The 18,799-nt window shown below is 39.3% G+C and carries 19 protein-coding genes and 1 pseudogene; 4 read left to right on the top strand and 16 right to left on the bottom strand.

Translation table 11 applies throughout. The features are described 5' to 3' along the window. Nucleotides 1–59 precede the first annotated feature (59 nt). The 8 genes from C406_RS0105725 to C406_RS0105685 all read right to left on the bottom strand — a co-directional run bounded on the left by C406_RS0105725 (nucleotide 60) and on the right by C406_RS0105685 (nucleotide 8,046). Nucleotides 60–1,196: a glycerate kinase gene (locus C406_RS0105725; RefSeq protein ID WP_017379640.1), complete on the bottom strand. Its 1,137-nt coding sequence runs from the start codon at nucleotides 1,194–1,196 to the stop codon at nucleotides 60–62. 526 nt (nucleotides 1,197–1,722) lie between these two features. Next, nucleotides 1,723–2,142, bottom strand: coding sequence for a universal stress protein (locus tag C406_RS0105720; protein WP_017379639.1), 420 nt, complete (start codon nucleotides 2,140–2,142; stop codon nucleotides 1,723–1,725). 291 nt (nucleotides 2,143–2,433) lie between these two features. Beyond that, entirely contained in the window at nucleotides 2,434–3,276 is an 843-nt protein-coding gene (locus C406_RS0105710) for a DegV family protein (protein WP_017379637.1), read from the bottom strand. A gap of 319 nt (nucleotides 3,277–3,595) precedes the next feature. Then, nucleotides 3,596–4,240, bottom strand: coding sequence for an SDR family oxidoreductase (locus C406_RS0105705; RefSeq protein WP_017379636.1), 645 nt, complete (start codon nucleotides 4,238–4,240; stop codon nucleotides 3,596–3,598). Nucleotides 4,241–4,342: 102 nt separating this feature from the next. Then, nucleotides 4,343–4,525, bottom strand: coding sequence for a hypothetical protein (locus C406_RS0105700; protein ID WP_017379635.1), 183 nt, complete (start codon nucleotides 4,523–4,525; stop codon nucleotides 4,343–4,345). A 274-nt stretch (nucleotides 4,526–4,799) separates the two neighbouring features. After that, nucleotides 4,800–5,699, bottom strand: coding sequence for a homoserine kinase (gene thrB, locus C406_RS0105695; protein ID WP_017379634.1), 900 nt, complete (start codon nucleotides 5,697–5,699; stop codon nucleotides 4,800–4,802). Further along, the gene (thrC, locus tag C406_RS0105690; protein WP_017379633.1) at nucleotides 5,696–6,757 is read right to left on the bottom strand and encodes a threonine synthase; all 1,062 of its coding nucleotides are present in this window, start codon (nucleotides 6,755–6,757) and stop codon (nucleotides 5,696–5,698) included. Before thrC ends, thrB begins: the two co-directional genes overlap by 4 nt. Then, nucleotides 6,754–8,046: a homoserine dehydrogenase gene (locus C406_RS0105685; RefSeq protein ID WP_017379632.1), complete on the bottom strand. Its 1,293-nt coding sequence runs from the start codon at nucleotides 8,044–8,046 to the stop codon at nucleotides 6,754–6,756. Before C406_RS0105685 ends, thrC begins: the two co-directional genes overlap by 4 nt. A gap of 125 nt (nucleotides 8,047–8,171) precedes the next feature. On the opposite strand from C406_RS0105685, the gene C406_RS0105680 reads away from it, so the two are divergent. After that, nucleotides 8,172–9,536, top strand: a complete 1,365-nt coding sequence (locus C406_RS0105680; protein ID WP_017379631.1) for an aspartate kinase — start codon at nucleotides 8,172–8,174, stop codon at nucleotides 9,534–9,536. Nucleotides 9,537–10,173: 637 nt separating this feature from the next. On the opposite strand, the gene C406_RS0105675 is transcribed toward C406_RS0105680, so the two are convergent. Genes C406_RS0105675 through pxpB form a run of 5 tightly spaced genes read right to left on the bottom strand, consistent with a single transcriptional unit; the run spans nucleotide 10,174 to nucleotide 14,659 of the window. Continuing rightward, nucleotides 10,174–10,950, bottom strand: coding sequence for a putative hydro-lyase (locus tag C406_RS0105675; RefSeq protein WP_017379630.1), 777 nt, complete (start codon nucleotides 10,948–10,950; stop codon nucleotides 10,174–10,176). A gap of 15 nt (nucleotides 10,951–10,965) precedes the next feature. Then, on the bottom strand, nucleotides 10,966–12,171 hold the full coding sequence (locus C406_RS0105670) for an NRAMP family divalent metal transporter (protein WP_017379629.1): 1,206 nt from the start codon (nucleotides 12,169–12,171) through the stop codon (nucleotides 10,966–10,968). Between the two features lie 19 nt (nucleotides 12,172–12,190). Beyond that, entirely contained in the window at nucleotides 12,191–12,961 is a 771-nt protein-coding gene (locus C406_RS0105665) for a LamB/YcsF family protein (protein WP_026045619.1), read from the bottom strand. A 2-nt stretch (nucleotides 12,962–12,963) separates the two neighbouring features. Next, nucleotides 12,964–13,974, bottom strand: coding sequence for a biotin-dependent carboxyltransferase family protein (locus C406_RS0105660; RefSeq protein WP_017379627.1), 1,011 nt, complete (start codon nucleotides 13,972–13,974; stop codon nucleotides 12,964–12,966). Next, complete coding sequence (gene pxpB, locus C406_RS0105655; RefSeq protein WP_017379626.1) at nucleotides 13,961–14,659, bottom strand: 5-oxoprolinase subunit PxpB; 699 nt, start codon at nucleotides 14,657–14,659, stop codon at nucleotides 13,961–13,963. The genes C406_RS0105660 and pxpB overlap by 14 nt, the downstream gene beginning before the upstream one ends. 297 nt (nucleotides 14,660–14,956) lie before the next feature. Here pxpB and C406_RS20665 point away from each other — a divergent pair, with 297 nt between their 5' ends. Further along, complete coding sequence (locus C406_RS20665; RefSeq protein WP_017379625.1) at nucleotides 14,957–15,115, top strand: hypothetical protein; 159 nt, start codon at nucleotides 14,957–14,959, stop codon at nucleotides 15,113–15,115. Between the two features lie 195 nt (nucleotides 15,116–15,310). Here the strand turns inward: C406_RS20665 and C406_RS0105645 are convergent, their stop codons facing one another. Next, the gene (locus C406_RS0105645; RefSeq protein ID WP_017379624.1) at nucleotides 15,311–15,496 is read right to left on the bottom strand and encodes a YfhE family protein; all 186 of its coding nucleotides are present in this window, start codon (nucleotides 15,494–15,496) and stop codon (nucleotides 15,311–15,313) included. 143 nt (nucleotides 15,497–15,639) lie between these two features. On the opposite strand from C406_RS0105645, the pseudogene C406_RS20135 reads away from it, so the two are divergent. Then, a pseudogene (locus C406_RS20135) lies at nucleotides 15,640–15,774 on the top strand (winged helix-turn-helix transcriptional regulator); the annotation flags it as partial. A gap of 68 nt (nucleotides 15,775–15,842) precedes the next feature. On the opposite strand, the gene C406_RS0105640 reads toward C406_RS20135, so the two are convergent. Together C406_RS0105640 and C406_RS0105635 are read right to left on the bottom strand one after the other, a co-directional pair. Then, the gene (locus tag C406_RS0105640; RefSeq protein WP_026045618.1) at nucleotides 15,843–16,958 is read right to left on the bottom strand and encodes an NAD(P)/FAD-dependent oxidoreductase; all 1,116 of its coding nucleotides are present in this window, start codon (nucleotides 16,956–16,958) and stop codon (nucleotides 15,843–15,845) included. A gap of 283 nt (nucleotides 16,959–17,241) precedes the next feature. Then, on the bottom strand, nucleotides 17,242–17,430 hold the full coding sequence (locus C406_RS0105635) for an aspartyl-phosphate phosphatase Spo0E family protein (RefSeq protein WP_017379622.1): 189 nt from the start codon (nucleotides 17,428–17,430) through the stop codon (nucleotides 17,242–17,244). A 213-nt stretch (nucleotides 17,431–17,643) separates the two neighbouring features. Between C406_RS0105635 and C406_RS0105630 the strand changes: the two genes are divergently transcribed. After that, nucleotides 17,644–18,723 (top strand): saccharopine dehydrogenase family protein, encoded by a 1,080-nt coding sequence (locus C406_RS0105630; protein ID WP_017379621.1) that lies wholly within the window; start codon nucleotides 17,644–17,646, stop codon nucleotides 18,721–18,723. Nucleotides 18,724–18,799 lie beyond the last annotated feature (76 nt).

Raw genomic sequence — 18,799 nt, 5'->3', positions numbered from 1 at the left:
TCTAAATCAGCTTATTCATTTGGACAAAGTGTCGGAGGAATGAATGAAAAATAACGTTCTTATTTCTTTAATTCTATATAAGATGAAATCATTTGATGCGTATGAATTTTTATATAATGAGCCGCATGTTCCATTGATTCTTTTTGTGAAACGACATCATTTACCACACTTTCAATAATGTCGAAATGTGGAGTCAAACACTTTTTACTTGATGGTGTTAAGTAACCAGACAATAACATGACGGGAATGCCAAGTTCCCTTGCTACTTTCGCAACTCCATATGGTGCTTTTCCAGAGAGGGTTTGTTCGTCGGATCTACCTTCTCCTGTAATGATTAGATCAGCGTTTATTATGCGTTCACGAAACTCGACTGCCTCCATCACTACTTCAATCCCAGGTTTCATTATGTAAGGAAAAAAAGCTTGAATTGCGCCACCTAATCCTCCTGCTGCACCAGCTCCTTGTCGATGATGAATCGATAGGCCATTTGTTTGTTCAATTACATCTGCAAATATTTTCAAATTGTGATCTAAGAGAGAAACCATCTTTTCGGTGGCGCCTTTTTGGGGACCAAATACAAATGAAGCACCATTGGGTCCAATAAACGGATTATTTACGTCACATGCAATGATAAACTCTGACTCTTTAATACGAGAATCAAAATCTGCTAGGTCGATGTATGCCAAATTGCCGAGTGCACCTCCACCCGTCGAAAGATCTTCACCATTTTGAGATTGAAACTTCATGCCAAGAGCTTTCAGCATTCCCATGCCACCATCGTTAGTTGCGCTACCACCTATCCCAACAATAAACTTTCGAAAACCTGCATCTAATGCATTTTTTATTAACTCCCCAGTACCAAATGAAGTTGCTATAAGTGGATTTCTTTCTTCTGTATGTAAAAGGGTTATACCAGATGCTTTTGCCATTTCAATTACACATGTTTCTTCATCACCTAAAACTCCGTATTCAGCACATATTTTTCTTTCAAGAGGGTCATGTACAATGACTGACACAGTTCTTCCTTTTGTAGCACTGATTAGACTTTCTAGTGTGCCTTCACCACCATCAGCTACTGGCAATATGAGTGTTTCAATCGACTGATCAAAAGCCCTAATTCCTGCTACCATTGCTTGTGCAACTTCAACTGCTGACAAGCTTCCCTTATATGAGTCCGGACTAATAACAATTTTCACTTGATTGCCTCCTTTGTAAAGCTCTTACAAATAGTATAGTGATAATAATTGATAAATACATGTTTAAATTTAACTCAAAATAATAGTAACCCTGGAACACGCTTGTACTTTTAAGAAATTAATAGGTAATAATACTGAAAAAGTAATGATAGTTTATACACTGTTTTGGAGAACTTTGAAATTTTAATTATTACGATGCTTTTTGTTTCATGAGGAGTTTTTCAATGCCTCAATTACCAGCGAGCCGGAAGTATTAATTTCCATATTTTATCTATTCCAACTTGAACGCCAATTTTTACAACTGAGCAACAGCTCACCTTAAAATTCATTGAAAAACCGAGCAATATTAGCAATACGGCTGAAAAAGTAACACTATTTTCTTCACTTCTCTAAAATATTCTACGCATTTTGTTTAAATTTGAACTATTTTTTAGTATCGACCTGGTTTCCCGGACGCTTTTCTTAAATAAATTAAAAAGAGTGATTCGCATTAAACACGAATCACTCTTTTTAACATTTTTTCAGATTATTTCACCATGAGAACTGGACAGTCTGCGTGTTTAACCACTTTATGACTAACACTTCCTAGTACCATTTCTTGTAATGCATTTAAACCACGACTACCAATAACCAAGACTTCATATTGTTGTTTGTTAGCATACTCGACAATAGCTGGCCCTGGTTCTCCACGAAGGATTTCCACTGAATAGCTGATTTTTTCTTGCTTTAGTAAGTCCTCAACAGGCATTAGTTTTTTTCTACGTTTCATATCCAGTTCAAAAGAACTTCCACTATGAAGAACGTCACTCTTTGCATTCGCGTAATCTGCTACCAATACGACGGTTATTATAGAGTTAGAGTTAAGAGAAGCTATTTTTATTGCTTCTTTTGTTGCGCGAATTGAGTGATCCGATCCATCTGCTGCCAATAAGATTTTTTGATACATCTTATATACACCCCTTTAAATGTTTAATGCGATGATAGCTTGGCGTCTTTATACTTATAAATAGCTAATTTATCAACGAGTTTCTTACTAGTTGCATTTAAACCATTATAGTTTTGATCCTTTATTAGGGTTTTCATCATATTTTAACACTACTTTATCAATAGTGCCGACTCCTGAATTATTTCGTACATAAGTATTTGAAAAATACACTGAAATATTCTGATTTATGATGTAAAAAGACAAAAAAAAGTCGTCATCCCCTTGTCTCAGGTTATGACGACTCTATATTACTTACTCACCTAGCCATGCTAACCCTACGGTGCCTCTGCCTGCATGTGTGCCAGGTACTGGGCTCAATTCGGTAATATAAAATGCAATGTCCGGGAATTGATTTTGAAGTATGCTCTTCCAGTGAGTTGCTTCTTTTAAATTATCAGCGTGAATAACTGTAACTTCCTTTACATGATCTATTTCTGTTTCTAAATAGTCTACCATTTTTGCGATTGCGCGTTTATGGCTGCGTACTTTGTCGGAAAGTATTGCTTTTCCTTTATCAAATTTAAGCACAACTTTCATATTTAAAAGTGTAGCAATAACTGTTTGAGTTCCTGTGACACGTCCACCTTTGTGAAGTTGTTCGAGACTTCCTGGTGTCAAAAACAGACGTCCCTTTGCAGGTAGGGTCTTAATTACAGAGACAATTTCATCAAATGTTTTTCCTTGTTGTTCCAGAGCAACCGCCCGTTCCACCATCTTCCCTAACGGAAACGAGCCAATTTGAGAGTCGAGTACAAAAGCATCTACGCCCGTTTCTTTAGCTGCTGAAATCGCACCACTGTATGCTCCTGTAAGTGATCCTGTTACGTGAATGGCAATTACGTGATCATAATTTTTCTTAATTTCTTTAAAAATTTCAATCATTTCTCCTGGAGATGGCTGCGATGTTTTCGGCAATGCTTTGGCGGAGGCGAGCTTTTTGTAAAATGCTTCCGATTTAATATCGACATTTTCCCTGTAAGCGGTTTCGCCGAAGATAACATATAGAGGGACAACATAAATATGATGTTGTTTAATAAATTCTGTTGATAGAGTTGCAGTTGAATCTGTAACCCATGCAATTTTTGACTGTTTCATATGTAGTGACTCCTTTTTGAGTAAATAGACTAAATTCAGTAACCCCTTACTTCTATAGGTTTCAAAAGTAAAGTAGATTGCTGTTAGTCTACTAGTATGGGGAGGATATTAATTTTTGACTAGGGGTATGTATCATAACAGTTGTATGACACATGTCATGTTTGGGGAAATTGTCATTAAGTGTACAAAAAGGGATGCTAAGTTCTCCTGCAAAAACTACAAATTCTTTTAAATAATCTTTACTATTGAAAAATAGTTCACCCTTACTAAATAGAAAAACTCCAAGTCACAATTAGCCATGACTTGGAGTTTTGTTCTATTATAAATTTTCTAGTGCTTCTTCAATGCCTGTTTCTCCACTAATAAGGTCAAATGATTTCTTAACGGTATGTTGTGAGTTCAATGAAGCAAAAATTGTTTTTGCAACATCCTCACGAGCAATAGAGCCTCTTTCAAGGTTTTCTGAAGCCGATACCTTACCTGTACTTGGTTCATTTAAAAGGCCACCTGGACGAATAATGGTATAATCCAAACTACTTTGTTCGACCATTTTATCTGCATAATGTTTCGCTACGTAATACGGAACCATCTCTTGATTCCAGTTTTCACGCTTGTTAGCTTGAAGTGCACTGACAAGTACAAATCGAGTGATGCCTGCTTGTTCAGCAGCCTCTGCAGTTTTAGCTGCGCCATCTAAATCAATTAGCAAAGTCTTGTCTAAACCTGTATGCCCGCCGGAACCTGCAGTGAAGACTATCGCGTCACACCCTTTTGCTGCATTAGCGATATCTTGCACACTACCTTCCAAACTTGCAACTGCAGCATCAACGCCTTGTTGTCCCAACTCGTCTGCCTGCTCTTGTTTTCGGACCATTGCGCGTACTGTATGTTGCTCACTTTTTTGTATAAGGTTGATAAGATGTTTTCCAATTTGTCCAGTTGCCCCTACTACGAATATTTTCATATGCTCGAGCTCCTTTTGATCTGAATTGAAATATTTCCATCAACTTAATGGAAAACCATTCCTGCAAAAAGTCTAACATACCTGCTGTATACAATTAAGCAATTACCCTTTAAAGAGTTCTTGGTATAGTCCTTGAAACTTTCCTTCTACTACTTCGGAATGGTACATCGCTTTTAATGCTAACGTTTTTTCAAGCTCATGTTCCGTCATGATAGACTTTAAGCGTATTTTCAACTCTTCGTTCTCTTTTACAAGTTGCATCATTTTTGATTTGACAAATTTCATGCGAAAACCTCCTTTTATTGAAAACTAATTTTTATGTTCAAACCTTATTGTTTATTTTATCCAAATTATCACTTTAGGAGACAATTTGAGTAGAACAAGTAGATAGAGGAAAAGCGGGCACTTTAAAAAATTCAAACATACCCTCTACCGATAATTTTAACATAAAAAAGTACCTCTTAGTCGAATTCTTACCGACCAAGGGTACATAGTTGTTTTTATAAACTGCGATGATATTACTGTAACAATATCCTTCGTACATTTAATATTCACTGCCCTATATTTCACAAGAAACTATTCCTACTGATGAAGGTTTCGTTACGAGACATTCGTAATGGGGGAATTTGTCTCTCAATTTAATGCTAATTTCTTCTTCATTCCCTTTTTTAACAGCAATGAAAAGCGATGGTCCTGCTCCGCTTATGGCGCAACCGTATGACCCCAACACCTTACATGTATGTCGAATTGCTTCGAAATCAGGAAATCTATTTTTACGGAAAGGTTCATGGAATGTATCTTTTTCCATCATACGTCCAGCAGTTTCCCAATCACCACAAGAAAGTGCAGCTGATAACACATTACCTGCACTACTCCCACGCGTTGCAACACTATGTTCGAGTAATTCTGGTAGCAATCCTCTTGACTCCGTTGTGAGAAATTCTTCAGACGGCACCAGTATCACGACGCCTATTTCCACTTCAGGTACATGAATTACATCCAGCTCTACTCCGTCATCATACGAAATCGTCAAGCCGCCGAAAAAAGACGCCGAAACATTATCAGGATGGCCTTCCATTTCACTGCCGATTTTTACTTTTTCTTTTATTGTCAATTCCAATCCAAGCAAACGGTCTGCAATTTCGATACCTCCGGCGATGGCTGATGCGCTACTACCGAGTCCTCTACCAAGGGGGATATCTGTTACCACATAAAGTTTAGAAGCAGGGAGCTGATGATTAAACTTGTCAGCAACCACTTGGGCAGTTGACACGATCAAATTATCAGAGCCACTTGATAAATGCTGATATCCTGCATTTGCATATTCGACTGTCCACTCTGAAGCAGCCGATACATTGATCAACAAATGAAGGTCAAGCGCCAATCCTATCGAATCAAAACCAGGTCCGAGATTGGCAGTTGATGCAGGCACTGTTACTGAAAATTCTCTCCAGCTCATGCCTTCACACCTTTCTTCAAGTCCTCCCAAAAGCGATCCATATCTTCCGGCACGAGAAGATCTTTATGTTGATTAACTGAAATGGCTGTTTCTGGATCTTTCAATCCATTTCCCGTCAATATAGCGACAACTGTCGAACCTTTTTCGAGCATGCCGTTCTCTACTTGCTTTTTAATACCCGCAATTGACGCACATGATGCAGGTTCTGCAAAGATGCCTTCTGTTGAAGCTAACATTTGATAGGATTCAAGAATTTCTTCGTCCGTCACAGACAAGATTGTACCGTTTGATTCGTCTAGTGCTGTCAGCGCTAGATTCCAACTGGCCGGATTGCCGATTCGGATAGCTGTTGCGATTGTTTCAGGGTTTTCAACGACCTGATTATTGACAATTGGAGCGGCTCCTGCCGCCTGCACACCCAGCAATGAAGGTCGTTTCCCTCCTTTTTTGGCTGCGTACTCGCTAAAACCTTTCCAAGAAGCTGAAATATTTCCAGCGTTTCCAACTGGCAAAGCTAGAATATCTGGTACTTTACCCAGCTGATCGATGATTTCGAAAGCGATTGTTTTTTGACCTTCTATACGATATGGATTAACAGAATTTACAAGAGCGATGCCATCTTCCTGACCCACTTCTCTTACCATGTTAAGTGCTTCGTCAAAGTTCCCTTTAATCGCTAGAATTTCCGCTCCATACATTTTTGCCTGAGCAAGTTTTCCGAGTGCGATGCGGCCTTCTGGAATGACCACAATCGTTCTCATGCCAGCTCTTGCTCCGTAAGCTGCAGCCGATGCTGAAGTATTGCCAGTTGAAGCGCAAAGAAGAACCGTTTTCCCTTCTTCTTTTGCTTTTGCAACTGCCATAACCATGCCTCTGTCTTTAAATGAACCAGTTGGGTTTGCGCCCTCCAATTTCACATGAAGATTGATTCCCCATTGTTCAGATAATTTACCTAAATGAACCATAGGAGTATTACCTTCTTGCAAAGTCAATGAGGGTGTGTTGTCCGTCACTGGAAGCCATTCTTTATATTGTTCAATTAATCCTGGCCAATTCATACTGATTCCTCCCCTTCAATACGATAATGGCTGATGACGCTTGCAGTACCTTCTAAATTTTCAATAATGTCCAAATGCTGCTGTCTAGAAATTTTATGTGTTAATAGAATGATTTCTGCCATACCGTCATTTTTAGCCGGATGCTGCATGACCGATTGAAGGCTTGCCATATGATTACTATAAATTGACGTCAGTTTTGACAGCATACCCACTTCATCTTTTACGAGCAAACGGTGAAAATATTTTGAATATCGGCGGTTATCGGATTTCATTACTCGTTCATGCTGAGCTGAGTGCACTCGTTTACCGTTTACTTCAAGCAGCAGATTTCGGCAAGCTGCGATAATGTCCGACACGATTGAAGTTGCTGTAGGTAGCGATCCTGCTCCTGGTCCGTATAGCATTGTTTCTCCAACTGCATCTCCATAAATATATACGGCGTTGAATTCATTGTTGACCGAAGCAAGCAGATGGGAATTGGCCAAAAAGACTGGTTCCACTGTTACTTCAATGCCGTCTTCATCTTTTTTCGATGAGCCAATCATTTTGATTGTATAGCCAAAGCCTTCTGCGAGCTCCAAATCCCCGGCCTGAATGTCTTTCATCCCTCTAACCAAGACGTCATCAAGATGTACTTCCGTCGAAAATGCCAGTGACGATAAGATGACCATTTTGCGAGCAGCATCTAAACCATCTACATCTGCTGATGGGTCTGATTCTGCATATCCTAATAGTGTTGCTTCCGCCAAAGCAGTTTCATAGCTCATATTTTCTTGTTTCATTTTCGTTAAAATATAGTTTGTCGTGCCGTTAACAATCCCCATTAGACTAGAAATCCTGTCTGATGCGAGTCCGTCTTCTAATGTTCGGATAATCGGTATGCCACCAGCAACACTGGCTTCGTAAAACAAGTCACATTTTTCAAGATCAGCCAATTTTAATAGCTCGTGACCGTGTTCGGCCATCACATCTTTATTAGCTGTAACTACTTGCTTCCCTGAACGAAGTGCACTTTCAATTGCATGCTTTGCACCTTCGATTCCGCCCATCACTTCCACAATGATATCAATAGAAGGATCGTCTAATATGTCCCAGACATCCGTTGTAAATACATTTGGATCTAAAGAGGAGAGTCTTTCTTTATTTTTATCTTTAATTAGTACCTTTTTAATGGACACTTGGACTCCCAATTTATAAGTCAAGTCCTGTTGGTGTTGCTGTAATATAGTTGCAACTCCGCTTCCAACTGTTCCAAGGCCTAATAAGCCGATAGAAATTTCATTTTTCATTGACAATTCCTCCCATGATTTGTACACTGTAAAAAAACATTTGTTTTTCTCATAAAGACATTATAGTATTATATAATAATTAAAACAACCTTTTACCAATTAATATAGAGATGGGACTTGATAGAATGAAAGTGTGTAAATTCGGCGGAACATCTGTAGCAAGTGCACAACAAATCAAAAAAGTGGCGGCCATTGTAAGAGCAGATCCATCACGAAGAATAGTAGTAGTCTCAGCACCTGGCAAACGCTTTGAAGATGATGTAAAAGTGACTGATTTGCTTATCAGCCTCTCGCATGCAGCACTGCGCGGTGAAAATGTCGAAGAACAATTCAACAAAGTGATTGATCGCTATGACAATATTGCAAATGGTCTTGGTCTTGGCTGCGAAATCCAAGACATTATTAAAATGGATCTTCACAATCGTCTCGCATCAGATAAAGAAAATCCAAGGCTATTTTTAGACCAATTACAAGCTAGCGGTGAAGATAATTTAGCAAAGCTTGTTGCCGCTTATTTTAATACGGTCGGCCTTCAAGCGGAATACGTAAGCCCTAAAGAAGCTGGGTTGCTTGTTAACGACTTACCGCAACGCGCACAAGCACTTCCAGAAGCCTACACAAGACTGTCAGCTTTAAAAGATAAAGAAACAATTACTGTCTTCCCTGGATTTTTTGGTTATACAGAAGAAGGCGTACTGCGTACATTTGAGCGCGGAGGTTCAGATATTACTGGCTCGATTTTGGCTGCTGCTGTAAAAGCCAAACTGTATGAAAACTTTACTGACGTCGATTGTGTGTTCGTTGCTAATCCAAGAATTATTGATAACCCTGTGGAAATAGACAAAATGACGTACCGTGAAATGCGGGAGTTGTCGTATGCAGGTTTCTCAGTCCTTCATGATGAAGCACTGATGCCCGCATTTAAAGAATCAGTTCCTGTTTGCATAAAAAATACAAATAACCCCTTAGCTCCTGGCACAATGATTGTAGCGGAAAGAGAGAGTTCCTTCCGACCAGTGACCGGTATATCAGCCGATAGCGGATTTTCAACGCTTTTTGTCAGTAAATATTTAATGAATCGTGAAATCGGATTTGGCCGTAAACTGCTACAAATTCTTGAAGACGAAGAGATTTCCTATGAGCATACTCCCTCTGGAATAGATAATCTATCAGTCATTTTGCGCAGCTATCAGTTAACTCCCGATAAAGAAGCTCGCATTGTCGATCGTGTGAAAACCGAATTACAGGCAGACGAAGTTAATTTTCGCAGCAACTTCTCTATGGTCGTTATCGTTGGTGAAGGAATGAGAAACTCAACTGGTTTGGCCGCACGAGCTACTACTGCCATTTCACGAACTGGAGCTAATATCGAAATGATCAATCAAGGTTCATCAGAAGTTAGCCTTGTATTCGGTGTCCTTAAACAAGACGAAACGAAGATACTGAAAGAGTTGTATAAAGAGTTTTTCTCTCCTGTTTTAGTTGTGTGAAATAGAAATGAGCTAACCTCCAATAAGAGATTACCACTTACCACTGTATCGGCTCAGGTTTCCGGGTCGCTATGGATGGCCACCTATAACCTTGAGAGTACAAAGAATGGGATGTGACCTTGTCACATCACCATTCTTCTTTTTTTAAGGCAATCTTGCGGCGGGTGTACGTCCTTCGCTCACCTTCAACCTTCACGTTTACAGTCTTTGATTTTGGTTTACTAGTGAATGAACACTTACTGCTTAGAAAGGAAGCCGCCGAAGATACAATTTCGGCGGCTTGTTTCTAATTTTAAAGTATTTATTCTGCTTTATTTGAAAGAAGGGTTTTGCAGAATACACAGTATGCATCATCCGGCTTGAAAGCATACGTAGACAATTCCTTCGAAAACCCCACATTGTGTTTACATTATTATCGTCAAAACACATTCCAAAATTCAACTATTACAACGTGGATGCCTTTTTTTACAACGTCATCCTCTATAATTACAACGTCACAGCCAATAATTACAACTGAGATATCGCTCAGTCTGCTATACATAGAAATTCGGAACCTTTTTCAGAAAAAAGGACCGCTCAGTCGAATCCTGACTGAGCGGTCCTTCCAAGATAGTTAATATATAGATACTACACCAAATTAAATCACACTAATATGTTCACTTTTTAAATCAGTTATAAACATATGACCTGGTGCATGAGTAATCATTAATGGTGGTTTCATATGCATGGCGATAGCTTGGGGCGTAACACCACATGCCCAAAACACAGGTACTTCACCTTCGTTGATTGTAACGGCATCTCCAAAATCAGGTTGATTGATATTTGTAATGCCGATTGATTGCGGATTGCCAATATGAATCGGCGCACCGTGAACGGAAGGGAATCGACTTGTTACTTGAACGGCTCGGATGACGTCTTTCTCTTTCATGGGACGCATGCTGACAACCGTTGGTCCAGAGAATTTTCCTGCAGACGCTGCTTGAATCGACGTTTTATACATCGGCACATTGACGCCTTCTTCGTTATGTCTCATCGGGATACCATTTTTTATTAGCGCTTCCTCGAATGTAAAGCTACAGCCAATAAGAAACCCTACCATATCGTCAGTCCAATACTCTTTAATATCCGTTGGTTCGTCTACAACTTCCCCATTTTTATAGACACGGTATTTTGGTAAGTCTGTACGTATATCAGCATGTGGTGCAGACATCTTCGGTACATAGGAACCAACATCTGTCACATCAATAACTGGACAAGATTTCGGATTTCGTTGACAGAACAATAGAAAATCAAATGCTAAATCCTTTGGTAAAATGACTAAATTTGCTTGAATATAATCTTCACACAAACCAGAGGTAGGCAAAGTAAACTCACCACTGCGCATCTTCCCTCTTACTTCAAAAGGTGTTGTCATTTACAGGACTCCTTTTTATACAAATAGTTTAGGAATTTCATTGATTAATGTGTAACCACTCATCCAAGCCATGGCAACAACAATTATTACTCCGAATATGGTCATCCACAATGGATGCTTATAGTCTCCAACAATTTTTGTTTTGTAAGCCGCAATCAACATAACACCTAATGCAATAGGTAAAATCATACCATTTACCGATCCAACGAATATAAGAATACTGATTGGACGACCAACAAAGACAAAGACTATTGTTGAAACTGCAATAAATCCAATGATAATTTTTTGATGGTGTTTCTCTAACCATGGATGGAATGTACGAATAAAAGAAACAGACGTATACGCTGCGCCAACTACCGAAGTAACCGCGGCCGCCCACATGACAATCCCGAAAATCTTATACCCAAAATTACCAGCTGCTAATTGGAAAACAGATGCTGGTGGGTTTGAAGGATCTAGCTTAAAACCTTGAGAAACGACACCCAACACGGCAAGGAACAAGAAAATGCGCATGATAGAAGCTATCCCTATTGCAAATATGGAACCACGTGTCACTTCAGGTAATGCTTCTTTTCCTTTTATTCCTGCATCAATTAAACGGTGACCACCTGCAAATGTAATATATCCACCAACGGTTCCACCTACCAACGTAACAATCGCCAAAATATTAATATTATCTGGCACAAAGGTTTTTACAACGGCTTCTCCAACTGGAGGCGCTGCCGTAAACATTACGTAAACTGTTAATCCAATCATAAGGAAACCTAATACTTGTGCGAATTTATCCATCGCTTTGCCCGCTTCACGTACCATAAAAATACCAATCGCGAGAATACCACTGAGAATCGCTCCTAATTCTGGCGAAATTCCAAATAATACATTTGTTCCGAGTCCAGCCCCTGCGATATTTCCGATGTTAAAGGCAAGACCACCCATAACAACTAAGAATGCGAGAAAATAACCAAGACCGGGCAATAAATCATTCGCAATATCTTGTGCACGTTTTTCTGAAACGGCAATAATTCGCCAAATGTTCAGTTGAGCACCAATATCGATAATAATTGAAATCAGAATTACGAATCCAAAGCTTGCAAGAAGTTGCTCTGTAAAGACAGTTGTCTGTGTTAAAAATCCTGGTCCAATGGCTGATGTGGCCATTAAGAATGCAGCGCCGAGTAATACGCTGCGATTTGTATTTTTTAGTTTAGTTTCAGCTTTCATGAGTAACCTCCTTTGAGACTTATTTTAAATTCTGAATTTTCCGTACATCAATTTGAGAATTTTTTAATGTTTCTGAGATACGTCGAGCAAAATCAAGAGCATGTATCCCATCCCCATGAATACACACAGTGTCAGCTAAAATAGACACCTCAGCTCCAACTGTACTTGTAACAACACCTTCTTTAATCATTCGTACGACTTGTTGAATGGCAGTATCGGTGTCTGTAATTAATGCATTCGCTTCTTTTCGACTGGTCAGTGTTCCATCCGTTTGATATGTACGATCCGAGAATACTTCATTCGCTGTACGTAAACCAATCTTCGTACCTGCTTTGATAATCTCACTGCCCGATAAACCAAATAGTACTAACTCTGGATTCACCGCATACACTGCTTCGGCGATTGCTTCGGATAAAGCCGCATCTGTAGCCGCCATGTTAAAGAGTGCCCCGTGTGGCTTGACGTGTTGCATCACACCACCTTCAGCTTTTACAAACCCGTATAATGCTCCAATTTGATAAACCACGAGTTCATACGCCTCTTGTGGAGAGACGAGTAAATTTCTTCGTCCGAAGCCTGTTAAATCTTGAAATCCTGGATGTGCACCAATTCCAACGCCTTTTTCCAAAGCGAGTTTGACCGTTTTGCGCATTGTTGAGGGATCGCCAGCATGAAAACCACAGGCAATATTTGCAGACGTTACAAAATCTAAAATTTCTTCATCATTTCCCATTTTATACGTGCCGAAGCTCTCGCCCATGTCACAATTCAAATCAACACGATACTTCATATTCATTTGCACTCCTTTAATTTCAGCGCGATTGATTGGGTTAATTTCTCAATCAATCTTCGTTCCTCTATCAGTGCCTGTTGTGCTTCTTCAAGTGAAATTTTTTCAAAGCGAATGAATTCTCCAGGTTTTAATTGACTCACTTTTGGTAAATCAATTGTTGCGACTTGTCCAATTTTCGGATAGCCGCCAGTCGTTTGTCGGTCAGCCATTAATATTATGGGTTGCCCATCAGGTGGAACTTGAATCGAACCAAAAGACACCGCTTCAGATATCAACTCTTTTGGTTCGATTAAAGCAAGTTCAGGTCCTTTCAAGCGATACCCCATCCGATCAGAATCTGAAGAAATTTGAAAAGCTTGATTCAAGAAAGCGTCTCTACTTTTTTCATCGAATAAATGTACTTGTCTTCCATCCATTACTCGCACAGATGTTTCCGATTTATAGATTGGAATAGCTTGAGCCATTAACGTCCAGTCCACTTGAATAAAGGAAGATTTATTCGCTCTTTTAGATAAATTCTCCATGCAACCTTTTATAAACTCTGAAGTTTCACCAATAGGAATGACGTCGCCTTTTTTTAGAGGTCGTCCATTAAATCCACCAATTCCAGCTCGCAAGTAAGTAGAACCACTGCCCATGACTTCAGACACAGCAATTCCACCAGCAACCGCTAAATAGCTACGACACCCTGAAACAGGCTTTCCGAAAGATAGCTTGCATCCTTTTTTCGCGAAAATGGGACGCCACATTTTAATTGGTATTCCATCTATTGCAGGTGACAAATCTCCACCCGTCAGCGCGAATAAACAATCAGCGTGAAACGTCTTATGCGATCCGAGTAACGTAATTTCAATCGTGGGCTCAGTTTCTTGATTGCCTACTAAAATGTTCGCAAGACGATGTGCATATGGGTCCATGACGCCACTTGCAATTACTCCATATTTTTGAAAACCGCTTCTTCCAAGATCTTGTACAGTCGTTTGTAACCCGTCTTTATCAAACTGTAGCATGGGTTGTCCCCTCCCATTGGTCATACTCTGCCTTAGAAATCGGCTTAAAGACAATCTGGTCTCCCGCTTGTAATAAACTTGGTATCTTTTCATTTGGGAGGAAAAGTTCCATTGGCGTACGACCAATCAATTGCCAGCCACCTGGTGTTTCAATTGGATAGACACCCGTCTGCATGCCCGCAATACCAACTGACCGTGCAGGAATTCGAAGCCTAGGAGTCGCTCTACGAGGAGCTGCAATCTTTTCAGACATTCCGCTAATAAACGGAAATCCTGGCGCAAAGCCAATCATATTCACTTCATAAGTACCTGTAGAATGTATCTCAATCACTTCATCAACAGTTAACTGATTATGTGACGCCACATATTCAAGATCTGGCCCATGCTCTCCACCATAACAAACCGGAATTTCAATGGTGCGTGGTTGTATTGAATCCAAATCTTTAATCCCGACTATATATTTAGTTAATAGGTTCTTCATATCATCATATTGACATTTAGCGCTAACTTTATAAAAAACAGTGACTGTAGTAAATGCAGGAATTACTTCAACTACCGAGTCAATCGAAGCCTCTTCTACTAGTTTAGTAATTGCTCTTACTAGGTTAGTTGCCTCTTTCGTAATCTCTTGCCCAACCTCAATTACAATTGCTTCATCACCAAGTGGTGAATATGTTATCCTCATCATCACACTTCCAAACATTTTCTGAATTATAGCGTAATTATAAAGAAGAAACTACGGGGATACAACCGTTTAAAATAAATATGCAACAATTGGATTAAAAATACATTGGACTTCATACTAAAATTAGTTGCTAATAGAACTACTAGACTAAGCTTTACTTATAATTCTAGGATTTTTATGTCATTTTAAATATCGTTTACACTGTATATAAATTTAATTTTTTCTAATAAAATCGATTAATTTTTTATATTTGGGACACTATACAAATGTGACATATAAAATTGGAGGCGTTTTAAAATGAACCGAAATACTATGGCAATGGCAGCACTTGGACTTGGCGCAGCTTTTCTAATGCGTAATAAAGATTCTCGCAATAAACTTAAAGGACAATTAAGCGGATTAACAAAAAATGGTGCAGGCAAAAGCATGATGGATTCAAACAACATGCCTCTTTAAGTACAACTCACCCCGAAATTTATTTATGTAGATGATAAAAGAGGCAACTCCCAAAGTTGGGTTTGCCTCTTTCCTATTCATTTTGATTTAATCCTATTCGGAAGTGATTTATTCCGGTTCGCAGGCGCGCTTTATTCCAGTTCAAGCTGCATATATTTTTGTCAATCTAGAGTTTAATCCCGTTCGCCCGATTTTTTAGTTTCGATATTTATCATTGTCTTTCTTGTCTTTCTTGTCTTTCTTTTTGATGCCTTTTACTCCTTCGAGTCCTAATGCTTTATCTGCTTCGTTAAATTCTTCGTTGTATAAAACTTCTTGTGCATCAGTCAAACCATTATTCTCTTCAGACATTTGTTGATGTGGCGGTTTTCTTTCACTCATTTTAGAATTCTCCTCTCATGATTTTATAGTGAATATAACTAAGCATTCCCTTGTCATTAACACTTTACTCTAAAAGAAATAACACTTATATTTCCAACAAAAGTTCACCATTTTAAAATTGAGTATAGAATTATGTGAAGTAGAAAGTTCCACCGCAAGTCATTTATTCCTCGACTGAATATGGTTGGTCATTTCGTCCGATTTTGGATGCCATGTGTGCTTGGGGAGAACATCATATTGAGACAGTTGAAGACGTAGAAAAGAACCGAGAAGTCTAATTAGACTCTTCGGTTCTTTAAGATGAATAACTATTAACTTACTCATTTTTGTGCTCTACTTTTTAGAATTACGAGATTGCAGCTCCAACATCGTAAAGTGCCAAATCAATTGCAACAGCTTCACCAAGTGCGAGCTTCGCTAGTTGAGTACCAAGAAACGGCCCCACCGTTAAACCTGAAGCCCCAAGTCCGTTTGCGAGGAGAAGACCTTTGTATCCTGGCACCTCACCAATGATTGGTAGAAAATTGGGTGTGAATGGACGAAAACCAACACGCGTTTCAACAAACGTACTATCAGTTAAACCTGGTGCAATGGATAATGCTTTGTCTAAAACTTCATGTAGTCCTCCTGCAGTGACACGTAAATCGAAATTTTTATTATCCTCATGTGTGGCACCAATTACTACTTGGCCATTATCAAAAGTAAGAATGTATTGATCATTTGGTGGCATTACTACCGGCCAATCACCCGTTTGCACATCTTCCAACCGAAGATGAACAATCTGTGCTTTTTGAGCAGTTAGTTGTAAGTGAATACCAAGTGGAGTTAAAAGTTCATCTGCCCATGCTCCTGCTGTAACAATTACACAATCTGCAGCGTAACTCTCTTGGTTGACGCGAACACCTGTTACAGTTTTATCGCTATGTTCAATTTCAGCTGATCCATAAACGAATGTTGCGCCGTGCTTTTTTGCTGCATTAACTAGGGCTTGTCGAAGGGCTCTGCCATTTACCCGAGCAGCTCCACTAACATAGACTGAAGCGTATTTCTCTGATACCGGTGGAAATAATATAGCGGTTTCATCGGGTGTGATTTGACGCACGTAACCAATTTCAGGAGCGTCTTGCCGTCTTGAAATTGCACGTTCTTCCATTTTAAGAAGTTTCTCTTTATCTGAATGGAGATTAATGGCCCCTACCTGCTTATAACCAGTATCCGCCTCTCCATCTTCTTCAAGGTCTCTAATCAACGTTTCATAATAGGCGGCCCCACTTTTCGCAAGAGAATACCATGCTTGATTGCGCCTTTGAGAGAGCCATGGACAAATGATTCCTGCAGCTGCGTCAGTTGCCTGTCCTACGTCTTGCCTGTCCACAACTAAAACGTTCGCACCAGATTTAGCTAAATAATATGCGGTTGATGCCCCTAGAATTCCAGCACCTATGACGATATATTGTTTCATGTATGCACCTTTTTTCAATTATATTTCTACACCCATTTTACACATAACAATGCAGAGACTCAAAATGATGGTGATACATTCATAGCACTCGAAGAAATACTTACGGACAGAATATTGATTTGATAGTAGTAAAGTGGTTCTTACATTCTCATTGAATTTTCTTTCCTTAGTGAACGTCATTTCTTCAATATCAGTTCAGTGGTGATTTATAAAGCGAATGAGGTAATCTAGAAGAGTAGTAAAAGTAGTTTCACATAGTTATTTTCAAATATGAACTAAGAAATCATCCTGCTCGTTTAAACGAAAATATACCTTGGTACTTATTTAACAATTGATCAAGCTCTTGACTACACGCTACGACAAGAGTATGTGTAAAACCTAATTGTTTTGCTTTGTTATACATGTCTTTCTTTTTTAGATTAATTTGTTTGAGTAGTAAATATTGTTTATAAACCGTACTTGTTCGTGACATTTTATAACCTCCCATTGATTTGGTAGCTTCTAGAGATGAAACAATATTTACATTTATAAAGATCCATATCAATAATAAAACTGACTGATATGAATAAAATACTTATTTAAGTACTACCTGTTTAACCAAAAATTTAACCTATTAAACGTACTTTGAAAGATTTTATCAAAAATTTATTTGTTTTTGCCACATATTCAAATAGGAGGATTAAAAATGAATCAGACATGGATGATTTACGGAGCAAATGGATATACCGGGGCACTAATTGCACGCACGGCCGTTGAACGTGGTTTAAAACCGATTTTAGCAGGACGTAACTCAGGAGAAATCCAATCTCTAGCGACTGAACTGAAACTTGAAGGTCGTGTGTTTTCATTGGAAGAACCAACACAGATTGAGTCAGGCCTTACAGGAGTTGACTTGGTGCTTCATTGCGCGGGTCCATTTTCAATCACGAGCGCTCCAATGATCGAAGCTTGTCTGACAGTTGGTGCCCATTATCTTGATATTACTGGAGAAATCGGTGTATTTGAACATGCACATGAGCAGGATAAACGAGCTGTCGAAGCCGGTATCGTTATTTGTTCAGGAGTTGGTTTTGATGTAATACCGACAGATTGTGTGGCGCTTAAGTTAAAGGAATTACTTCCAAATGCCACACATCTTTCTCTTGGGTTTGAATCCGATTCAGGCATTTCACCAGGTACATTTAAAACAATGATACAAGGTCTTTCATCCGCTAGTTCAGAGCGTCAGGACGGTGTAATTACCGAATTCCCTCTTGGCAAAAAGCATCGTACCATCAACTTTGGCAAAGGACCTAAAACAGCAATGGCCATTCCATGGGGAGATGTCTCGACCGCGTTTTATACGACCGGAATTCCAAATATTAGCACATGGATTCCGATGCCTACTTATAAAATAATCGGGGCTCGTTCTCTGAAATGGATGCGCCCAATTTTTTCTAATTCATTTGTACAAGCAACTTTACGAAAATGGGTGGATCGCTCAATTAGTGGACCTGATGAAGAGGTTCGACAAAATTCTCGAGCTTATATTTGGGGTGAGGCAAGAAATGCGACTGGCGAATCGCGGACGGTGCGTATTGAAACGGCGAATGTATATAGTTTGACTGTTTTTGGTGCCCTCGCTGTTGTAAATCGTGTACTTAATACGGACATACCAGGAGGTAGTTATACGCCAGCTAGTTTGTTTGGTGCTAATTTGATTGAAGAATTACCTGGATCAGGGACGTTTCAGATAAAACAGGAGAAAGGGATGGAATTTCACTAATGTCATTTTTTTATTAATATCTATTAAACTAAAAATAAGACTGATACACGCTAATTTCCGTTCCGAGCGGACGCGT

It is taken from the genome of Paenisporosarcina sp. TG-14, from assembly GCF_000297555.1.
Classification (GTDB): Bacteria; Bacillota; Bacilli; order Bacillales_A; family Planococcaceae; genus Paenisporosarcina; species Paenisporosarcina antarctica.
Note: the sequence above shows the minus strand (reverse complement) of the source record. Positions and strands in the feature narration are given on the sequence as shown.